Genomic DNA, 19,509 nt, shown 5'->3' with positions numbered 1-19,509 from the left:
TGACTAAAGGAAATTTTTTCCAGCGGACTAAGCCTTGTCGGAGTTTGAGGGGTAAAATACTGTCATACGGCACAGGCATGGTGCTTATATCTTGGTGATATGACACGACCACGACGCCGTATGACTTTTTATTTACTCACATCATAGAGGCCTGAATATGGTTCAGATGTCCAGGCGCCAGTTCCTTCGGGTAACTGGCGCGACCATTGCTGGTTCCAGCCTCGCCCTGCTCGGTTTCGCACCGGGCCAGGCGATGGCGGAAGTGCGGCAATACAAGCTGTCTCGCACGACCGAGACACGCAATACCTGTCCCTACTGTTCGGTAGGATGCGGCGTCCTGCTGTATGGGCTGGGCGACGGCGCGAAAAATGCCGTTTCCAGCATCATCCACGTGGAAGGCGATGCCGATCACCCGGTGAACCGCGGCACGCTGTGCCCGAAAGGCGCCAGCCTGGTCGACTTCATCCACAGTCCGAACCGCCTGAAAGTGCCCGAATACCGCGCACCGGGCGGCACGGAATGGCAACCGATCTCCTGGGATGTGGCGCTCGACAAGATCGCGCGCCTGATGAAGGATGACCGCGACGCCAACCTGATCGAAAAGAATGCCGACGGCAAGACCGTCAACCGCTGGCTCTCCACCGGCATGCTTGCCGCGTCCGCCGGCAGCAACGAGGTGGGGTATCTGACCCACAAGACAGTGCGCAGCATGGGGATGCTGACCTTTGATAATCAGGCGCGTGTATGACACGGACCGACGGTGGCAGGTCTTGCCCCGACGTTTGGCCGTGGCGCGATGACGAATCATTGGGTCGATATCAAGAATGCCGATGTGATCCTGGTCATGGGCGGCAATGCAGCAGAAGCACATCCTTGCGGATTCAAATGGGTCACGGAAGCGAAGGCGCATAACAAGGCCAAGCTGATCGTTGTCGATCCGCGCTTTACCCGTACCGCATCCGTGGCAGATTACTACTGCGCCACGCGTACCGGCACGGACATCGTCTTCCTCGGCGCGATCATCAATTATCTGCTGACGAACGACAAGATCCAGCATGAGTACGTGCGCAACTACACGGACATGCCCTTCATCGTGCGCGAAGACTATGCGTTCGAGGATGGCCTGTTCTCTGGTTTCGACAAGGAAAAAGGCAAGTACACGGACAAGGCCACCTGGGATTACGAGATCGGCGACGACGGCTATGCCAAGGTCGACCCGACCCTGGAACACCCGCGCTGCGTCTACCAGATGATGAAGAAGCACTACGCGCGCTACACGACCGAGATGGTCGAACGCACGTGCGGCGTGTCGGCCGACAAGTTCCACAAGGTGGCGGAGGCATTGGCTTCGACCGCCGTGCCGGGACGCGCCGGTACCATCCTGTACGCGCTGGGCTGGACGCACCACTCGACGGGCGCGCAAACCATTCGCACGGGCGCCATGGTGCAGCTGTTGCTGGGCAATATGGGCATCGCCGGCGGCGGCATGAACGCCTTGCGCGGCCACTCGAACATCCAGGGCTTGACCGATCTGGGCCTGATGTCGAACCTGTTGCCAGGTTACATGACCCTGCCCAACGAGGGCGAGCAGGATTTCGACGCCTACATCGCCGCGCGCGCCACCAAGCCGCTGCGGCCGAACCAGCTCAGCTACTGGAGTAATTACCGCAAATTCCACGTCAGTTTCATGAAGACGTGGTGGGGTGATTTCGCCACGGCGGAAAATAACTACGCCTTCGACTACCTGCCGAAACTCGACAAGCCGTATGACTTGATGCAAGCCATCGAGAACATGCACCAAGGCAAGATGACGGGCTATATCTGCCAGGGCTTCAATGTGCTGGCGTCCGCGCCGAACAAGCAGAAGGTCACGGAAGCGCTGTCGAAGCTGAAGTTCCTCGTCATCATGGATCCGCTGGCCGTGGAAACGGGCGAATTCTGGAAGGCGCACGGGCAGTATCACGAAGTCGATCCCACCAAGATCATGACGGAAGTGTTCCGCCTGCCGACCAGCTGCTTCGCCGAAGAGCGCGGTTCGCTGGTGAGCTCCTCGCGCGTGCTGCAGTGGCACTGGCAGGCGGCCGAACCGCCGGGCCAGGCGCGCAGCGACCTGGAGATCATGTCGGGCCTGTTCCTGCGCATGCGCAACATGTACAAGAAAGAGGGCGGCAAGTTCCCTGATCCTATCGTCAACCTGACGTGGAATTATGCGCAGCCGCATAACCCGCAGCCGGAAGAAATCGCCCGCGAATTCAACGGCAAGGCGCTGGCCGACCTGTACGATCCGAAGGACGCGACCAAGCTGCTGGTGAAAAAGGGCGAGCAGCTGGCCTCGTTCGCGCAATTGCGCGACGACGGCACGACCACCAGCGGTTGCTGGATCTTCGCCGGCAGCTGGACGCAGGCGGGCAACCAGATGGGACGGCGCGACAATAGCGACCCGACCGGTATCGGCCAGACGTTGGGCTGGGCCTGGGCCTGGCCGGCGAACCGCCGCGTGCTGTACAACCGCGCCTCGTGCGACTTGAAGGGCAAGCCTTTCGATCCGACCCGCAAGCTCATCGAGTGGAATGGCACGAACTGGAGCGGGGCCGACATTCCCGACTTCAAGGTCGACGAACCGCCGGAAAACGGCATGGGTCCGTTCATCATGCTGGGCGAGGGCGTGGCGCGCTTCTTTGCGCGTGGCGCCATGGCCGAAGGGCCGTTCCCCGAGCATTACGAGCCGTTTGAAAATCCGCTGGGCTACAACCCCATGCATCCGAAAAACCCGCAGGCGACCAGCAATCCGGCCGCGCGCGTGTTCGCCGATGACCGGAAAATGTTCGGCACGCACGAGGAATATCCGCATGTGGCCACCAGCTACCGCCTGACCGAGCATTTCCATTACTGGACCAAGCATGCACGCCTGAATGCCATCATCCAGCCGCAGCAATTCGTTGAAATCGGCGAAGAGCTGGCCAAGAGCATCGGCGTCGTTGCCGGCGGTGAAGTGCGTGTCAGTTCCAAGCGGGGACACATCATCGCCAAGGCCGTCGTCACCAAGCGCATCAAGGCGTTGATGATCGAGGGCAAGCCGGTGCATACCGTGGGCCTGCCGCTGCACTGGGGCTTCACGGGCGTGGCCAAGCCGGGGTATCTGATCAATACCCTGACACCGGGCGTGGGGGATGCGAATTCACAAACGCCGGAATTCAAGTCCTTCCTCGTGAAGGTGGAAAAAGCATGATGGGAGCTCAATAATGGCACTGCAATCCTTAGATATCCGGCGCCTGTCGGCTACCACGGTGACCCCGCCGCAAGCGCGCAGCCCGGTGACGGGCACCGTGGCCAAGCTGATCGATGTGTCGAAATGCATCGGCTGCAAGGCTTGCCAGACGGCGTGCATGGAATGGAACGACTTGCGTGATGAAGTCGGCGAAAACCATGGCACCTATGACAATCCGACCGACCTGACGCCGCAATCGTGGACGGTGATGCGCTTTGCCGAACACGAAAACAATGACGGCAACCTCGAGTGGCTGATCCGCAAGGATGGCTGCATGCACTGCGAGGACCCGGGCTGTCTGAAAGCCTGTCCGGCGCCGGGCGCCATCGTGCAGTACACGAACGGCATCGTCGATTTCCACCAGGAAAACTGCATCGGCTGCGGCTACTGCGTGGCCGGCTGTCCTTTCGACGTGCCCCGCATTTCGAAGAAGGACGACCGCGCCTACAAGTGCACGCTCTGCTCGGACCGGGTGGCCGTGGGCCAGGAACCGGCTTGCGTGAAAACCTGCCCGACGGGCGCCATCGTTTTCGGCACCAAGGAAGACATGAAGGTGCATGCGGAAGCGCGCATCGTCGATCTGAAGTCGCGCGGTTTCGAGAACGCGGGCCTGTACGACCCGCTGGGCGTGGGCGGCACGCACGTGATGTACGTGCTGCACCATGCCGACAAGCCGAAGCTGTATTCGAACTTGCCGGAACGTCCACGCATCAGCCCGATGGTGGGCTTCTGGAAGGGCTGGTCCAAGCCGCTGGCGGTGGCCGGCATGGCCGCCACGGCCCTGGCAGGCTTCTTCCATTACACGCGTGTCGGTCCGAACGAAGTGAGCAAGGACGAAGAGCACGAGGCGCTGGAAGAGGCCAAACGCATCCGGGAGGAAGACCATGAGCCACAGTGATCTGCATGATGGAAAGCTGCGTGACAAGGATGGCAACCCGCTGATCCAGCGCTACGACCCGAACGAGCGCACGAATCACTGGGTGACCGCCATCACCTTCGTCATGCTGGCGCTGTCCGGCCTGGCCATGTTCCATCCCTCGATGGCGTGGCTGGCGAACCTGTTCGGCGGCGGGCAATGGACGCGCATCCTGCATCCGTTTGCCGGCCTGGTGATGTTCGTCTCGTTCGCGATCCTCGTGGTGCGCTTCTGGCACCACAACAAGTTCGAGGACGGCGACAAGCAGTGGCTGAAACAGATGGACGACGTGCTCAACAACCGCGAAGAAAAGCTTCCGAAGATCGGCAAATACAATGCCGGCCAGAAGATCCTGTTCTTCGTGCTGCTCGCTTGCATGGTGGGCTTGCTGCTGTCGGGCATCGTGATCTGGCGCGCGTACTTTGCGTTCTATTTCCCGATTCCCGTCATCCGCGCGGCCGCCTTGCTGCATGCCGTGTGCGCGTTCGGCATCATCTGCTCCATCATCGTGCACATCTATGCGGCCCTGTGGGTCAAGGGTTCGATCGGTGCCATGGTGCGCGGCACCGTCACCTACGGCTGGGCACGCAAGCACCATCCGAAGTGGTTTGAGGCTGTCATTCGCAATACAAAAGACTAAGTTCTTGATATTGATGACACCGGCATTACCCGGGGTCAGTCCCAGGACTGACCCCTTTCTTTTTATCGATTAGAATACTTTACAGCCCCTTTTTTGATGGGAAACTCCATTGGTACAACGCATTCTTCAGCCAGGCGAAATCGAAGGCCTGGACCACAACGCGATTCCGCGCCTGCTGCTGCCGCAGCCTGACAGCCTGTTCAAGGCGCGCGCCTTGCGCTTGCGCGAACTGGCGCAAGGAAACATCAAGGGCATTCCCGTCGATGCGGGCATGCAGGGCTACCTGGTGCTGATGGCCGCGCTGGCCGATGCGCAGGCCGCCGTGGTGGGAAAACTGGCGCCCGGCGCCGTGCCTGCCGCCGACCCGGACGCGCTGCGCCGCGCCATCCAGCACCGCATGCCCGTGCTGCCCGTCAGCGGCGCCCGTCCGCCCGTCTGGCGCGACATCTTTGCCAGCCTGCTCGATGAACTGGCCGCCACGGCGAGAAGCCAGCCGGCATTGTCCGGCGGCCTGACGCAAGTGCTGGCCCAGCTGCGCGCGCTCGATGCGCCAGCGCTGGACGCCTGCGCCGATGCCGTGCTCGATGAAAACGGCGACAACCTCAATCCCATGCATGCGCCGTTCGTCGCGGCCGCCCTGCAAATTTTATGGTCGGTGTCGGCCAGCGAATTGCGCGCCGCGCGCGTGCCGGACCTGGAAACGGGCACACTGTGCCCCGTCTGCGGTTCGCACCCCGTCGCCAGCGTGATCCGCATCGGCGGCGGGTCGCAGGGCTACCGCTACCTGCACTGCGGCATTTGCGAAAGCGAATGGCATATGGTGCGCGTGAAGTGCTCGACCTGCGAACAGAATGGCAAGATCGCCTACCAGGGCCTGGACGCGGCCGACGCCGCGCCGTTCGACCCCGTGGCGGCGAAGGACGACAAATTGCCCAACAAGGCGAACGATCCGAAGAAGGTGGCGCGCGCGGAAACCTGCGACGACTGCCACACCTACCGCAAGGTCTTCAACCAGGAACACGATTACAACGTCGAACCGCTGGCCGACGACCTGGCCAGCCTGATGCTCGACCTGCTGGTGGGCGAAGCGGGCTACCAGCGCGCCAGCGGCAATCCGCTGCTGTGGCTGGGGAAGAGCGACAGCAGCGAGGGCCAGCAGTCATGACGACGGGGCAAACCGTGCGCCTGCCATCGGTAGACCGTATCCTGGGCGACACGGCTTGCCTGGCCCTGATTGCGCACCATGGCCGCGTGCAAACGCTGGCCTGTGCGCGCGCCGTGCTGGCCGAATTGCGTACGGCCATGCTGGCGGGTGCCGTGTGCGAAGAGGGCGCGTCGATTGCCGCCATCGCCGCGCAAATCGGCGAACGGCTGCAATCGCAATCGCGTTCGCAACTGCGCGCCGTCTTCAACCTGACGGGCACCGTGCTGCACACGAACCTGGGCCGCGCGCTGCTGCCCGACGCCGCCGTGCAAGCCGTGGTGGAAGCGCTGCAGTGGCCGATGAACCTGGAATTCGACCTGGAAACGGGCAAGCGCGGCGACCGCGACGACCTCGTCGAGGAACTGTTGCGCGAACTGACGGGGGCCGAAGCGGCCACCGTCGTCAACAACAATGCGGCCGCCGTGCTGCTGATGCTGAACACCCTGGCGCAGAACAGGGAAGTCATCGTCTCGCGCGGCGAACTCGTGGAAATCGGCGGCGCCTTCCGCATCCCCGACGTCATGACGCGCGCCGGCGCCGTGCTGCGCGAAGTGGGCAGCACCAACCGCACGCACCTGGCCGACTATGCAAATGGCGTGAGTGAAGACACGGCCCTATTGATGAAGGTCCATTGCAGCAATTACGCGATCACCGGCTTTACCAAGAGCGTGGAGCTCGACGAACTGGTGCCGCTGGCGGCAAAACACCATGTGCCGACCGCCGTGGACCTGGGCAGCGGGAGCCTGGTCGACCTGGCGCAATACGGCCTGCCGCATGAAACGACGGTGCGCGAAACCATAGCAGCGGGGGCCGATCTGGTCACCTTCAGCGGCGACAAGCTGCTCGGTGGCCCGCAATGCGGTGTGATCGTCGGTCGCGCCGACCTGATCGCAAAGATCAAGCGCAACCCCTTGAAACGCGCGCTGCGGGTCGGCAAGCTGACGCTGGCCGCCTTGGAACCCGTATTGCAGCTGTACCGCGCGCCGGACTTGCTGGCCGAACGCCTGACCACCTTGCGCCTCTTGACGCGTCCCGCCGCCGCCATGCGCGCGCAGGCGCAAACCCTGCTGCCGCTGTTGCAAAGCGTGCTCGGCGCCACCTATATGATTACCGCCGAAGCCATGAAAAGCCAGATCGGCAGCGGCGCCTTGCCCGTCGACCAGCTGCCCAGCTTTGGCCTGGCCATCCGCAGCGCGCCCGGTTCGCGCCTGAGCAATCCATTGGGCGTGCTGGAGCAGCGTTTGCGCGCCTTGCCGTGCCCCGTGATCGGGCGCATCGGGCAAGATACGCTATGGCTCGACTTGCGCTGCCTGGAAGCGGCGCACGAGACGACCTTCATCGCGCAGCTTGCCGGGTTGTCCGCATGATCGTCGGCACTGCAGGCCATATCGACCATGGCAAGACGACGCTGACGCGCGCGCTGACGGGCGTGCATACGGACCGCCTGAAGGAAGAGCAGGCGCGCGGCATTTCGATAGAACTCGGTTATGCCTATCTGCCGCTGGCGGACGGCACGGTGCTGGGCGTGATCGACGTGCCCGGCCACGAAAAATTCATCCGCACCATGGCCTCCGGCGTGACGGGCATCGACTTCGCCCTGCTGGTGGTGGCGGCCGACGACGGCATCATGCCGCAGACGCACGAGCACCTGGCCATCTTGCAGCTGCTGGGCGTGACGCAGGGCGCCGTGGCGCTGACGAAGATCGACCGCGCCGATGGCGCCCGCGTGGCGCAGGTGGAAGCGGATATCGAAGTGTTGCTGGCCGGCACGCCGCTGGCCGGCAGCCCGATTTTCCCCACGGCCGCCAATCGCGACAACGATGCCGGCGTGGCCGCTTTGCTGGCGCACCTGACGCAAGCGGCGCGCAGCCTGCCGCAGCGTGACGAGCGGCGCTTGTTCCGCCTCGGCGTGGACCGGGTGTTCACCTTGTCGGGGCAGGGCACCATCGTCACCGGCACGGCGCTGGCGGGACGGGTGCAAGTGGGCGACATGCTGCAACTGGCGCCCGGTGGCGCGCAAGCGCGGGTGCGCAGCATCCATGCGCAGAACCGCGCAGCCGGGACGGGCATGGCGGGCCAGAGATTGGCGCTGAACCTGGCAGGCATCGACCGCGAGCGCATCGAGCGGGGCAACTGGATCGCCGCGCCCGAGCTGGCGCAGTGTGCCGAGCGCCTCGACGTGGAACTGACCCTGCTGCCCGACGCCGGAGTGCACCTGAAAGCCTGGTCGCCGCTGCACGTGCACCTGGGCGCGGCGCACCAGCTGGCGCGCGCCGTCATGCTCGATGGCGAAACCCTGTCGCCGGGACAGACGGGCAGGGTACAACTGGTATTCGAGTCTCCCATGCACGGCGTGCCGGGCGACCGTTTCGTCGTGCGCAACGCGCAGGCGACGCAAACGGTGGGCGGTGGCATGGTGCTCGATCCGTTCGGGCCCGCGCGCAAGCGGCGCAGCCCGGCCAGGCTGGCTTGGCTCGATGCGCTGGCCGCGTTTGTCGCGCACGGCGACTATGCGGCCCTGCTGGCGCAAGGCCCGCTGGGCTTGCGCGAGTCCTTGCTGGTGCGCCTGTCCTTGTTGCCGGCGGACGCCCTGGCGCTGCCGCCCGACACGCGGCGTATCGCCCTGCGCGGTGGCGACGCCCTGCTGGTGGCGCCGCCGGCGTTGCTGGCGCTGGAAGGGCGGGTGCTGGCAGCATTGGAAACCTTCCACGCACGCGCCCCCGACGAGGCGGGGCCGGAACTGTGGCGTTTGAAACGCATCGTCGACGCGGAGATGGAAGACGCCTTGTGGAGCCACCTGGTCGAAGCCTTGCTGGCGCGCGGCGAGGTGCTGGCGCGCGGCGCCAGCCTGCACTTGCCGGCGCACAGCGTGGAACTGACGCCGCAGGAGCAGGCGGTGGCCGAGCCCTTGCTGGCCGCCCTGGAGCAGGGACGATCCGATCCTCCATGGACGCGCGACCTGGCGCGCGGCTTCAGCCTGGCCGAGGATGAAACGCGCCGGCTGTTGCGCAAACTTGCCAAGGCAGGGCAGATCAGCCAGGTCGTGCACGACCTGTTTTATCACCAGGCGGCGCTGGCCGAGCTGGCGCAGCTGGTGCGGGAACTGGCGCACAAGGCGGAAGGGGATGCAGGCTTGCCGGCCGGTAATGGCGCCGTGGGCGCCGCCACCTTCCGCGACGCCAGCGGCCTGGGCCGCAAGCGGGCGATCCAGGTTTTGGAATTTTTTGACCGCGTCGGTTATACTCGCCGTGTTGGCAATGGGCATCTATTACGCCCGCAAGCGTTGTGGTCCTACACCGCAGCCTTGCCCAAGAGCTAGCTCAGGTACCGCGGAAAGCACACTCATCCGGTGATGTGGCCGGGCTTCAAACCCGGTGGAGGGCGTCAGACGTTCTCCCGTAGGTTCGACTCCTACTGTTTTCCGCCAATCATTTCTCTCTCCTCCTCCCTTGCATCATCATCCGCTGGCGTTGGCCTGTTGCCACGTTGTGGAAAGTATGTCCCGAAATTGACAATATCCGGCAATGCCAGGGTGAGCCGATGGTAACATCGGCTTGTATCCCTGTGGCAGATGAAAGCAAGCATGAAACAAGCAAGCATGGCACGGCTGCTGGCAGTGGCGCTGCTGATGCCGGCGCTGGCCGCGGCGGCGGACGTGCGCATCGTCGGCGAGCATTTGCCGCCGTCGAGCATGATGGAAGGCAATGTCGTCGTGGGACGTGAAACGCTCAAGGTGCGCGACATTATGGCGCGCGCCGGCCTTTCCTACAGCATCGAGCTGCTGCCGTGGAAGCGCGCGTATGCGCAGGCGCTGCGCGAGCGTGATACCTGCATTTTTTCCACCAGCCGCACGCAGGAGCGCGAAGCGCAATTTCGCTGGATCGGTCCCCTCAACGAAGCGGAATGGATACTCTACGGCCTGGCCGAACGGCACCTGGCGTTGCGCACGCTGGCCGATGCGCGCGGCCTGGTAATCGGCACGGTGCTGGGCGACGCGCGCGACGATTACCTGCGCCAGCGCGGCTTGAGCGTGGCGCCCGTGACGCAGGAGTGGCTCAATCCGCAAAAGCTGCTGCTCGGACGCATCGACTTGTGGGCCGTCGGCATGGCGGTGGGCAGCAAGCCGTTTGCCGGCAAGGAGTGGGAGGGCAAGGTGGTGCCGCTGCTGACCTTCAACCGGGTGCAGACTTACCTCGCCTGCAACAAGCAATTGCCCGAGACGCAGGCCTTGGCCATGCAGCGGGCGGCGGCGGCCATGCGCCGCGACGGCAGCATGGCGCGCGAACATATCCGCTAAGGGCCGCTTCAGCTTTCCAGCCACTGGCGCACGCAATTGCGTCCTTCGCGCTTGGCCTGGTACAGGGCCTGGTCCGCGTGGCTGTAGGCCGTTTCAAATGCCGTGCCGGCGCGGTTCCAGCTCAGGCCCACGCTGACGGTGATGGCACGCGTGATGGGCGCGGCATGGCGCTGGCGGCCGACAGTCTCGCAGATGCGTTGCGCCACTTGCGCCGCGTCGTCGCGCGAGGAGGTGGGCCAGACCACGGAAAACTCTTCGCCGCCGACCCGGCCGATGGCCGTCTCCTGTCCCAGCAATCCTTTCAGGCAGTCGACCACCGCCTGGATCACGCCGTCGCCGGCAGGGTGGCCGAAATCGTCGTTGACCTGCTTGAACAGGTCGATGTCGAGCACGATCAGCGCCATGTCGCCCTGCGCCAGGCAGCGCGAGGCGTGGTCGATCACGGCGCCGCGATTCAGGGCGCCCGTCAGCGGGTCGTGCGTGGCGCGGTATTCGAGCTGGCCGGCCAGGGTTTGCAATTGCCGGTTCAGCAGATGCATGTCGCGCTCGGCGCGGTCGCTGCGGCCGATCAGGCGCCGCGTCTCGCGCATCAGCCGCTCGTAGTGATTGATCAGTTCACCGAGCACGCGCCGCTGTTCCGCGCTCGACGCGCTGGCGTCGGCATGCATGCGGCGCGCGGCAGCCAGCGCCGCCGCTTCCACGGTGAACAGGTCGGGCTCCAGTCCGGACTCGGAGATGGCGGCGTGCATGTCCTAGCTGCCCTGCACGGGATGGTCGCGGAAGTCCAGCGCAGTGAAGTCCTGCTGCAGCTCCTGGCCGAATTCCAGGATGGTGTCGTCGTCCTCGTCGTGATACCAGTTCAGGCGCACCTGGTTGCCGTCCACGGCCGCCTGGTTCAGGGTGTCGAACAGGGTAAACAGCATCTTCGTGCTGGAGCTGTTGAAGTAGGCCAGCGAGACGTTGACGGTGATGGCTGCTTCGCGGCAGCCTTCCAGGTAGGCGCGCACGGCGGCGATCAGCGGGCCATAGAAGGCGGCCGCGTTTTCCGGGTACGACTCGCCCTTGATCGACAGGGTGTGCTGCTCGAAACGGAAGTCGATTTCGGGCGAACTCGGGGTCGCGGCGATGAACAGTGGTGACGGTAATTGCATATGCTTTCCTGAGTCGGCTCTTTCAAATGATGGCTTTGATGCAGAAGATGGTGTGGCCCGGTTCCTGGGGATCCTGGACGAATTCGAATTCCAGCGGCTCGCTGGCGTCGCGCGCCATGGTGAGGAAACCCAGGCCCGCGCCCTTGCTGTCGGCGGGCGCTTCCTCGCGCAGGGCCTTTTTATACGCCAGGCGGATTTCCTCCATCGTCATCGTATGCAGCGGTTCCAGCCGGGCGCGGATCTGCGCCACGTTGTCCGTCGAGACGGGGTTGGCGCACAGCAGGAAAAAGCTGTCGCCGCGCGTGCCGATGCAGAACGAGCCGCGCCGCATCTGCTGGTCCAGCTGCGCATCGGGCGTCAGGCTGTCGGCGGAATAATGCATGATGTTTTGCGACATCTCGATGAACGAGGAAAAGATGCGCCGCCGCGTGGGCCCGGCCGCGCCGGCCGTATCGAGGCGCGCCTTGATGGTTTCGGAAATGGCATTCACCACGTGCTGCGAGAAATAGCCCACGTAAAAAAAGATGATGTTGCGCTTGCGCGCCACATCCCAAAACTCGTTGAATTCTTCGTACAGCACGTCCGTGCTCCTGGCTAGCCGGTGACCCGGTTTCTTGTTGATAAGGTGGCTCGATGGCGCCAAAACTACAGGCGGAAACAGAAAAAGGTCAGGTCGTCGCGGCGCGGCTGCTTGCCTTGCCATGCGGCGCTGTCCTGCAGCAGCGCCGCCGCCACGTCGCCGGCGCAAGCGTCGCGCCGCGCCAGCAATTGCTCGCGCATGCGCCGCTTGCCGTAGGCGATGTCGCGCGCGCCGCCGATCTGGTCGAGCAAGCCGTCGGTGGTGAGGAACAGCAGGCTGCCGGCGGGAATGGCCAGCGTCTCGTTGTGCCAGCAGTAGCCGGCTGGCGTGTCGACATAGCCCACGCCCATGCGCGCGCCGTCGATGGCGCGCACGCTCTCCTCGCCCGGCGCGACCACATGCAGCGCCAGTTTCGCGCCCGCGAAACGCAGGCTGGCGCTGGCCGTGTCGTAGCACAGGAAGGCGCAATCCATGCCGTCGTTCGAGCCGGCGTGGCCGGTGGCTTCACCGCTGCCGGCGCCGTCCTGGCCCAGCAAGGTCTTGATGGCGCGGCTGACGGCGCCGATCAGGGCGGCCGGATCGTGCGGCCCCAGCTCGCGCAAGGCCTGGCTCAGGGCCGACGAGGCGATCAGGGTCATGAAGGCGCCCGGCACGCCGTGGCCGGTGCAGTCGGCGATGGCGGCGAACCAGCCGCCCGCGTGGCGCTCGAAGAAGTAGAAATCGCCGCCGACGACGTCGCGCGGCTGCCATTCCAGGTGGGCGTCGGGCAGGGTGGCGCGTAATTCCGCATCGGAGGTGCGCAGCAGGGCGCGCTGGATCACGCTGGCGTAATCGATGCTGTGCATGATTTGCCGGTTCTTTTCCGCCTGCATGGTGGCCACCACGTTCATCAGCTGCAAGCCGAAGCCCACGCCGGCCAGTGCGCCATCGGCAGTGATGATGAAGCCGTCGGCCAGCGCCTTTTCGCCCGCTTCCACGGCGCGGAAGGTGAGGTCTTCGATGCTCATGGCGCCATCGACGATCAGCGGTTCCTTGTCCATGAAGGCGATGCAGCTCTTCTTGCCGTACACCTCGTGATAGAAAGGCTTGGACATCTGCGACATGAAGATGTTGCGGCTGATCAGGCCGATGGGCTTCTGCTGCTCGGTGACGGGCAGGCTCATCATGTCGCGCCGTTCCGTGAACAATTCCAGCACGGCGAAGTTGCTGGCGTCGGCCTGCACGGATTCCGTGGGGATGCACAGGTCGGACGCCACGGACGTGCGATAACGGGGAAGATGCAATCGAGAAGCGTTGAACTCCACAGCGGCTACCTTTACATGACGATCGGACCCTTGTTGTCGCGACGGCAAGGCGACTGACAAACAGGCAATATCATCATGGTAGCCTTGGAATATGACGGCTTGATTACCAGCTTGTCAAAACCGTATGCAAGATGGCTGCATGGCAAGCAACTTACAGGCGCCGGGCCAGCACCTGTGCCTGCGCCAGCCAGCGCGCACGCTGCGGCTCGGTGGAGTGCAGGATGGGGCCGAAGCTGGCCACCCTGACGGGTTTGATGCCGCAAAATTCCAGCGTCGTCTTGCGCAGCTGGTGGATGCCGGGCATGCGGTAGACCCAGCGGAAATACCAGGGCGGCGTATCCATCGTCACCAGCAGCTGGGCCGTGCGGCCTTTCAGCAGTTGCGCCGGGAAAGCCTTGCCGGGCCGGTACTTGAAAGCGTAGCCGGGCAGGAAGACGCGGTCGACAAAGCCTTTCAGCAGGGCCGGCGCGCCGCCCCACCAGATCGGGTAGGCGAACACCAGGTGCTCGGCCCAGCTGATGGCTTCCTGCGCCGCCAGCAAGTCCGCTTCCAGCGGCTGCACCTGGCGGTAGCCTTCGTGCAGGATGGGGTCGAAGTCCAGCTGGCCTAGGCGCAGTTCGCGCACGCAGTGGCCTGCGCTGCGGGCCGTGGCGGCATAGGCATCGGCCAGGGCGGCGCAAAAGCTGTCGCCCGACGGATGGCCTAGGAGTATCAAAATGCGCTTGGGTGTCGTCTTGGTCATGATGCAGGCTGTCCGTTAAAGAAGAGCTTGCATGCTAAAGCCTACCCCTGAGGGCAGAGTCAAGCGGCCTCTTGCAGACGCTGCTGCGCCAGGCAGTCGCGGATTTCCGTGTCGATGTCGGCCAGTTGCGCATCGAGCTGGCGCAGGCGGGCGATATCCTGCCGCACCTGTGCGCGCTTGGCGGCGATGTGCTGCGACAGGGCGGCCCAGTCGGTATCGTCGCCGGCCAGGATGGGCAGTAGTTCGGCCAGGCGGAAGCCCAGGGCCTGCGCCTGGCGTATCAGCCTCACTTGCGCCAGGTCTTGCTGCGTGTAGACGCGGTAGGCGCCCGAGCGGCGCACGTCGCCCAGCAAGCCCAGCGCTTCATAGTGGCGCAAGGCCTTGGGCGAGGTGCCCGCCAGGCGGGCGATTTCTCCGATGTACATGCTGGTCCTTTGTTGAGCTGAGCTGCGGCGCACGCAGTGTAGCGCAGGTGGCTTGCCAGGCGCTGCGCTGCGCGCTGCCTCAGGACGCTTTGCGCGGCGGGACTTTCTTCGCCGTGCACTCGGCGCAGGTGCCGTACAGCGACAGCGCGTGCTCGTGCAGCACGAAGCCCCGCTCGGCGGCGATCTCGTTCTGGCGCAGTTCAATGCCTTCGTCGACGAATTCATCGACCTTGCCGCAGCCTGTGCAGACCAGGTGGTCGTGGTGCTGGCCTTCGTTCAGTTCGAACACGGCGTGGCCGGATTCGAAGTGCCGGCGAAACAAAATGCCCGCTTCGGCAAACTGCATCAGCACGCGGTAGATGGTGGCCAGGCCCACGTCGATTTTTTCGGCCAGCAAGAGTTTGTAGACATCGTCCGCACTCAGGTGCTTGATCGTGCCTTCTTGAAACAGCTGCAGAATCCGCAAGCGGGGGATGGTTACTTTCAAGCCCGATTCACGCAGTTCCCTCAATATATCCATGTCTCCCATTCCTTTTTGTAGTCGCTTGAGCGAGGTAGTGCATTATATCGCAAATGATAATCATTACTATTCTCATTTGTATTGTGCGGAGTGGAAATATTATGCTGGCTAGCCGACCGGCAGACCAGTGACATCGGCGCAAGCGTCGATTGCGTTGCACGCATCTTGCGTTGCAATTGCAAAACCAACGGTGATATCGCTACACTGTGCAGCAAGGAATAACAATGGGGCAGGAAGATGGACCGATTTGATGCGATGCGCATTTTTACCCGCATCGTCGAACTGCGCAGTTTCACCCAGGCGGCGCATGACCTCGGCTACCCGAAGGCGACCGTCACGCATGCGATCAAGCAGCTTGAAGCGCGGCTGCGCGTGCGCCTGCTGCAGCGGACCACGCGGCAAGTGACGCCCACGCCCGATGGCGAGGCATATTACCAGCGCTGCGCGCGCCTGCTGGCGGACCTGGAAGAAACGGAAGCCGTGTTCAGTTCGGCGGCCCAGCAGCCGGCCGGCAAGCTGCGCATCGACCTGCACGCGACCCTGGCCATGCATTTCGTCATGCCCGTGCTGGACCAGTTCTGCGCCCGCTATCCGCTGATCGAACTGGAAATCGGCATGGGCGACCGCCTCGTCGACCTGGTGCGCGAAGGCGTCGATTGTGTGCTGCGTGTGGGCGAGCTGGGCGATTCGTCCATGGTGGCGCGCCGTGTGGCGTTGCTGGAGCAGGTGACGTGCGCCAGCCCCGCCTACCTGGCCGCGCACGGCACGCCGGAGACTCTGGCGCAACTGGATGGCCACCGCGCCGTCAATTTCTTTTCCACCCAGACGGGCAAGGTCTGGCCCTTCGATTTCAAGGCGGACGGCCAGCGGCACAGCGTGGCCTTGCCGGGCACCGTGTCCGTCAACAGTGCGGACGCATACCACGCCTGTTGCCGCGCCGGCATGGGCTTGATCCAGGCGCCCCGCTACCATCTGCAGCGGGCGCTGGCGGCCGGCGACCTGGTGGAAGTGCTGCGGGACTTGCGGCCCGACCCGTTGCCCGTGTCCGTGCTGTATCCCCACCACCGGCAATTGTCGCCCCGTGTGCGCGTGTTTGCCGACTGGGTCGCCAGCCTGTTTGACGGCGTACATTGATACGTATGCGTGCGCTGCGCTGCCGCATTTTCTTGACCTGGGCAAAGGAAAAAATCCCTCTGATGATGCCATCTAGCACTATTTGATGTGGATCAAAGTTTTTGTTGCACTGCACTCTTAGACTTCGCAGCGTTACTTAACGACATTAACGACAGAGGGAAATAAAATGAAAAAGTCCGCAACTGCAGCAGCAATCGTCCTGGCCGCCATCGGCGCATTCGCCGGCAACGCAATGGCACAGGAAAGCCCATGGCTGGTCCGTGCGCGCGCCGTGCATATCGATCCGGCCAACAAATCTGCTCCTGTTGGTGGCGTCGGCGCATCCGACCTGATTCACGTCAGCAGCAAGACGATTCCTGAAATCGATATTTCCTACTTCTTCACGCCAAATATCGCTGCCGAGCTGATCCTGACTTATCCGCAAAAGCATGACGTCACCTTGTCCGGCACGAAGATCGGCAGCTTCAAGCATTTGCCGCCGACCCTGTCGCTGCAATACCACTTCATGCCTGAAAAACAGTTCAGCCCATACGTGGGTGCGGGCGTGAACTACACGAATATCTCGGACGTGAAATTGCTGAACGGCGCCGGCCGCCTGGAACATGACAGCTGGGGCTTCTCGCTGCAAGCCGGTGTCGATTACAAACTGGACAAAAACTGGTCCTTGAACTTCGACATCAAGAAAGTGCAGATCCGCAGCGACGTATTGGCCGGTGGCGCCAAGATCAGCGAAGTCAAGGTGGATCCACTCCTGATCGGCGTCGGTGTGGGTTACCGTTTCTAAGCATGGCATGACGGCGTCCACGCGGCGCGGGCAATAAAAAAACGGCCAGGTGTGAACCTGGCCGTTTTTTTTGCGTGCAGCGCTTTGCTTTATTTTTTCAGCGTCTTTTCCAGCGCCAGCTGGTAGTCCGTCTTTTCGTAGCCGGCCAGGTATTTGTTGGTCGCGTCGAGGAAGGCGCGCGAGCGGTAGGCCGCTTCCAGGTCCTTGACCCATGGCTTGGCCTTGTCGGCCGTGCGGATGGCGACCAGGTTGATGTAGCTGTCCGAGATCTTTTCCACGGCGAGGGCCGACGTCAGCTTCATGCCGGCGGCCAGGGCGAAGTTACCGTTGACAAAAGCGTAGTCGGCGTCGGCCAGCGAACGTGGCAGCTGCGCCGCTTCCAGCGGCACCAGTTTCAGCTTCTTCGGATTTTCCAGCACGTCGCGCTCGGAAGCGCGCAGCGGATCGACGTTCGGTTTGAGCTTGATCCAGCCCATCTTGGCCAGCATCACCAGCGCGCGCGCCTGGTTGGTCGGATCGTTCGGCATGGTGATGGTGGCGCCGTTCTTCACGTCGGCCAAGGACTTTTGCTTGCCGCCGTACAGGCCGATCGGCATGGTCGGCACGGTGATCAATGAGCTCAGTGGCAGCTTGTTATCGGTGGCGAACTTGGTCAGATACACGATGTGCTGGAATACGTTGGCGTCCAGCGAACCTTCGGCCAGCGCGTAGTTCGGCTGCACGTAGTCGTTGAATTCCACGATCTTGACCTTGTAGCCCTGTTTTTCCAGGATAGGCTTGATGCCCAGCTTCAGCTGGTCCGAATACGGGCCGGAGCTGGTGCCGATGACGAGTTCTTTCGGGTCCTTGGCGTGGGCGGCGCTGGCGAAGGCCAGGCTGGCGGCGGCCAGGAGCAGGTTGCGGCGAATGTGGTTCATGCTTTTCCTTGTACTGAAATACTGAATATGAATTAACGTTTGTCGAGGCGCTTGGCGATGCGCGTGCCGGCGAACTGGATGGTTTGCACCAGCACGATCAGGATGGCCACGGTGGCGACCATGATGTCCGTCTCAAAGCGGTAGTAGCCGTAGCGGATGGCCAGGTCGCCGATACCGCCGCCGCCCACCACGCCGGCCACGGCCGAATACGACAGGAAGCTGATCGACAGCACGGTCAGGGCCAGCACGAGGCCGGAGCGCGCTTCCACCAGCAGCACGCGGAAGATGATCTGCATTTCCGACGCGCCCATGGCATGCGCCGCCTCGATCACGCCGCGCGGCACTTCGCGCAGGTTTTGTTCCACCAGGCGCGCCAGGTAGGGAATGGCGGCGAAGGACAGCGGCACGCTGGCTGCCAGCGGACCGATCGAGGTGCCGGCGATGACGCGCGTAAACGGCGTCAGGGCGACCAGCAGGATGATGAACGGGAAGCTGCGCACGGTATTCACCAGCCAGCCGAGGATCGTCGACAGCGGACGGTTTTCCAGCGACTGGCCTTCCGAGACGAGGAACAGCAGGATGCCCAGCGGGCCGCCGATCAGGATGGCGGCGGTCAGGCCGATGCCCAGCATCGTCATGGTCTGGCCCAGCGCCACCCAGATTTCCGGCAGCAGGTTGATGACGTTATTGATCGATTCTTCAAACATGTGTTGCATCCTTCCATGCGGTGGCTTCAAACGCCTCGGTGCCGTAATAAGCCAGCTCGCGTCCCAGCGCCGTCTTGCGCGGGGTGGCCGTGTCGCTCAAATCGAATTGTTCGGCGATGGCGCCGTTTTCCACGACAGCCACGCGGTTGCAGATGGCGCCCAGCACCGACAGCTCATGGCTGACGATGACGATGGTCACCCCCAGGCGTGCATTGATGTCGCGCAGGGTGTCGAGCAGGGCGCGCGTGGTTTCCGCATCCAGCGCGGATGTCGGCTCGTCGCACAGCAGCACGTCCGGGTGGCTGGCCAGGGCGCGGGCAATGGCCACGCGCTGCTTCTGCCCGCCGGACAATTGCGCCGGATAGCTGTGCAGCTTGTCGGACAGGCCCACCAGCGCCAGACATTCCTCGACGCGGGCGGCGATCTGCTCGCCCTTGGTCGTGCCATGGATTTTCAGCGGGAAGGCGACGTTGTCGAAGACGCTGGCGTTTTGCAGCAGGTTGAATTGCTGGAAAATCATGCCGATGTTCTGGCGCGCGTCGCGCAATTCGCTCTTGCCCAGGCGTGTCAATTCGCGCCCGGCCACGGTAATGGTGCCGCTGTCGGGGCGTTCGAGCAGGTTAATCAGGCGCAGCAAGGTCGATTTGCCGGCGCCGCTCTTGCCGATCAGGCCGAAAATATCACCGGGATAGACTTCCAGCGTGACCGATTTGACCGCGTGGAATTGTTCGCCTTTGGGTAGCGCGAAGGTCTTGTTTGCGCCATCGATGCGAATCACCGGCGTACGGTGTGGTGTGGTCATGCAGTGTTTCCTTTTTTATTGGACCGTGACAGGCTTGCTTGCAGGGGCCAAATCGCCCAGCCTGCCACGTCGGTTGCGTAGTATACCTCCGATCGTGTTATTACTCCTACGACAGAAT

19 protein-coding genes and 1 tRNA gene are annotated in these 19,509 nt (G+C 63.3%); 10 read left to right on the top strand and 10 right to left on the bottom strand.

Going from position 1 to position 19,509, the window contains the following annotated elements; all coding sequences use genetic code 11:
• Positions 1-157 precede the first annotated feature (157 nt).
• The 8 genes from fdnG (at position 158) to LSO07_RS20425 (ending at position 10,325) form a co-directional block, all read left to right on the top strand.
• A complete protein-coding gene (gene fdnG, locus LSO07_RS20460; protein WP_151096439.1) occupies positions 158-3,229 on the top strand; it encodes a formate dehydrogenase-N subunit alpha in 3,072 nt (1,023 codons plus the stop codon).
• 13 nt (positions 3,230-3,242) lie between these two features.
• Complete coding sequence (gene fdxH / locus LSO07_RS20455; protein WP_151096438.1) at positions 3,243-4,166, top strand: formate dehydrogenase subunit beta; 924 nt, start codon at positions 3,243-3,245, stop codon at positions 4,164-4,166.
• Entirely contained in the window at positions 4,153-4,824 is a 672-nt protein-coding gene (locus tag LSO07_RS20450; protein ID WP_034779204.1) for a formate dehydrogenase subunit gamma, read from the top strand. Before fdxH ends, LSO07_RS20450 begins: the two co-directional genes overlap by 14 nt.
• 109 nt (positions 4,825-4,933) lie before the next feature.
• Entirely contained in the window at positions 4,934-5,989 is a 1,056-nt protein-coding gene (fdhE, locus tag LSO07_RS20445; protein ID WP_151096437.1) for a formate dehydrogenase accessory protein FdhE, read from the top strand.
• Positions 5,986-7,395: an L-seryl-tRNA(Sec) selenium transferase gene (gene selA / locus LSO07_RS20440; RefSeq protein ID WP_151096436.1), complete on the top strand. Its 1,410-nt coding sequence runs from the start codon at positions 5,986-5,988 to the stop codon at positions 7,393-7,395. Before fdhE ends, selA begins: the two co-directional genes overlap by 4 nt.
• A complete protein-coding gene (gene selB / locus LSO07_RS20435) occupies positions 7,392-9,347 on the top strand; it encodes a selenocysteine-specific translation elongation factor (RefSeq protein ID WP_151096435.1) in 1,956 nt (651 codons plus the stop codon). Before selA ends, selB begins: the two co-directional genes overlap by 4 nt.
• 12 nt (positions 9,348-9,359) lie before the next feature.
• Positions 9,360-9,455, top strand: a tRNA-Sec gene (locus tag LSO07_RS20430).
• A 156-nt stretch (positions 9,456-9,611) separates the two neighbouring features.
• Positions 9,612-10,325 (top strand): substrate-binding periplasmic protein, encoded by a 714-nt coding sequence (locus tag LSO07_RS20425; RefSeq protein WP_225317371.1) that lies wholly within the window; start codon positions 9,612-9,614, stop codon positions 10,323-10,325.
• An 8-nt stretch (positions 10,326-10,333) separates the two neighbouring features.
• Here the strand turns inward: LSO07_RS20425 and LSO07_RS20420 are convergent, their stop codons facing one another.
• From LSO07_RS20420 to fur, 7 genes are all read right to left on the bottom strand, one after another.
• On the bottom strand, positions 10,334-11,074 hold the full coding sequence (locus LSO07_RS20420) for a GGDEF domain-containing protein (protein WP_151096434.1): 741 nt from the start codon (positions 11,072-11,074) through the stop codon (positions 10,334-10,336).
• A gap of 3 nt (positions 11,075-11,077) precedes the next feature.
• Positions 11,078-11,476, bottom strand: a complete 399-nt coding sequence (locus LSO07_RS20415; RefSeq protein WP_034779193.1) for a DUF1987 domain-containing protein — start codon at positions 11,474-11,476, stop codon at positions 11,078-11,080.
• 22 nt (positions 11,477-11,498) lie between these two features.
• Positions 11,499-12,056, bottom strand: a complete 558-nt coding sequence (locus LSO07_RS20410; RefSeq protein ID WP_034756676.1) for a SiaB family protein kinase — start codon at positions 12,054-12,056, stop codon at positions 11,499-11,501.
• A gap of 65 nt (positions 12,057-12,121) precedes the next feature.
• Positions 12,122-13,339: a SpoIIE family protein phosphatase gene (locus LSO07_RS20405; RefSeq protein WP_170846305.1), complete on the bottom strand. Its 1,218-nt coding sequence runs from the start codon at positions 13,337-13,339 to the stop codon at positions 12,122-12,124.
• A gap of 172 nt (positions 13,340-13,511) precedes the next feature.
• On the bottom strand, positions 13,512-14,102 hold the full coding sequence (locus tag LSO07_RS20400) for an NAD(P)H-dependent oxidoreductase (protein ID WP_151096433.1): 591 nt from the start codon (positions 14,100-14,102) through the stop codon (positions 13,512-13,514).
• Positions 14,103-14,161: 59 nt separating this feature from the next.
• Entirely contained in the window at positions 14,162-14,527 is a 366-nt protein-coding gene (locus tag LSO07_RS20395; protein WP_034779188.1) for a MerR family transcriptional regulator, read from the bottom strand.
• Positions 14,528-14,606: 79 nt separating this feature from the next.
• Complete coding sequence (gene fur, locus LSO07_RS20390; protein ID WP_034756687.1) at positions 14,607-15,047, bottom strand: ferric iron uptake transcriptional regulator; 441 nt, start codon at positions 15,045-15,047, stop codon at positions 14,607-14,609.
• Positions 15,048-15,284: 237 nt separating this feature from the next.
• On the opposite strand from fur, the gene LSO07_RS20385 reads away from it, so the two are divergent.
• Together LSO07_RS20385 and LSO07_RS20380 are read left to right on the top strand one after the other, a co-directional pair.
• Positions 15,285-16,181 carry a LysR family transcriptional regulator gene (locus LSO07_RS20385; protein WP_151096432.1) on the top strand — a complete coding sequence of 299 codons (897 nt, stop codon included), beginning with the start codon at positions 15,285-15,287 and terminating at the stop codon, positions 16,179-16,181.
• A 166-nt stretch (positions 16,182-16,347) separates the two neighbouring features.
• Entirely contained in the window at positions 16,348-16,965 is a 618-nt protein-coding gene (locus LSO07_RS20380; RefSeq protein WP_034779183.1) for an OmpW/AlkL family protein, read from the top strand.
• Between the two features lie 89 nt (positions 16,966-17,054).
• Here the strand turns inward: LSO07_RS20380 and LSO07_RS20375 are convergent, their stop codons facing one another.
• From LSO07_RS20375 to LSO07_RS20365, 3 genes are read right to left on the bottom strand one after another with little or no spacing between them, the layout of a single operon-like run.
• A complete protein-coding gene (locus tag LSO07_RS20375; protein ID WP_151096431.1) occupies positions 17,055-17,882 on the bottom strand; it encodes a MetQ/NlpA family ABC transporter substrate-binding protein in 828 nt (275 codons plus the stop codon).
• Positions 17,883-17,914: 32 nt separating this feature from the next.
• Positions 17,915-18,589 carry a methionine ABC transporter permease gene (locus LSO07_RS20370; protein ID WP_151096430.1) on the bottom strand — a complete coding sequence of 225 codons (675 nt, stop codon included), beginning with the start codon at positions 18,587-18,589 and terminating at the stop codon, positions 17,915-17,917.
• On the bottom strand, positions 18,582-19,391 hold the full coding sequence (locus tag LSO07_RS20365) for a methionine ABC transporter ATP-binding protein (RefSeq protein WP_070222288.1): 810 nt from the start codon (positions 19,389-19,391) through the stop codon (positions 18,582-18,584). The genes LSO07_RS20370 and LSO07_RS20365 overlap by 8 nt, the downstream gene beginning before the upstream one ends.
• Between the last annotated feature and the right edge of the window lie 118 nt (positions 19,392-19,509).

The organism is Janthinobacterium sp. PLB04 (assembly GCF_021165895.1).
In the GTDB taxonomy this organism is placed as follows: domain Bacteria; phylum Pseudomonadota; class Gammaproteobacteria; order Burkholderiales; family Burkholderiaceae_D; genus Janthinobacterium; species Janthinobacterium lividum.
Note: the sequence above shows the minus strand (reverse complement) of the source record. Positions and strands in the feature narration are given on the sequence as shown.

Coding starts and splice junctions, on each gene's coding strand:
- LSO07_RS20385 (WP_151096432.1), top strand. CDS start 15,285: ATGGACCGATTTGATGCGATGCGCATTTTTACCCGCATCGTCGAACTG.
- LSO07_RS20375 (WP_151096431.1), bottom strand. CDS start 17,882: ATGAACCACATTCGCCGCAACCTGCTCCTGGCCGCCGCCAGCCTGGCC.
- selB (WP_151096435.1), top strand. CDS start 7,392: ATGATCGTCGGCACTGCAGGCCATATCGACCATGGCAAGACGACGCTG.
- fur (WP_034756687.1), bottom strand. CDS start 15,047: ATGGATATATTGAGGGAACTGCGTGAATCGGGCTTGAAAGTAACCATC.
- fdxH (WP_151096438.1), top strand. CDS start 3,243: ATGGCACTGCAATCCTTAGATATCCGGCGCCTGTCGGCTACCACGGTG.
- LSO07_RS20365 (WP_070222288.1), bottom strand. CDS start 19,391: ATGACCACACCACACCGTACGCCGGTGATTCGCATCGATGGCGCAAAC.
- LSO07_RS20400 (WP_151096433.1), bottom strand. CDS start 14,102: ATGACCAAGACGACACCCAAGCGCATTTTGATACTCCTAGGCCATCCG.
- LSO07_RS20420 (WP_151096434.1), bottom strand. CDS start 11,074: ATGCACGCCGCCATCTCCGAGTCCGGACTGGAGCCCGACCTGTTCACC.
- LSO07_RS20425 (WP_225317371.1), top strand. CDS start 9,612: ATGAAACAAGCAAGCATGGCACGGCTGCTGGCAGTGGCGCTGCTGATG.
- LSO07_RS20415 (WP_034779193.1), bottom strand. CDS start 11,476: ATGCAATTACCGTCACCACTGTTCATCGCCGCGACCCCGAGTTCGCCC.
- LSO07_RS20395 (WP_034779188.1), bottom strand. CDS start 14,527: ATGTACATCGGAGAAATCGCCCGCCTGGCGGGCACCTCGCCCAAGGCC.
- LSO07_RS20370 (WP_151096430.1), bottom strand. CDS start 18,589: ATGTTTGAAGAATCGATCAATAACGTCATCAACCTGCTGCCGGAAATC.
- LSO07_RS20450 (WP_034779204.1), top strand. CDS start 4,153: ATGAGCCACAGTGATCTGCATGATGGAAAGCTGCGTGACAAGGATGGC.
- selA (WP_151096436.1), top strand. CDS start 5,986: ATGACGACGGGGCAAACCGTGCGCCTGCCATCGGTAGACCGTATCCTG.
- LSO07_RS20380 (WP_034779183.1), top strand. CDS start 16,348: ATGAAAAAGTCCGCAACTGCAGCAGCAATCGTCCTGGCCGCCATCGGC.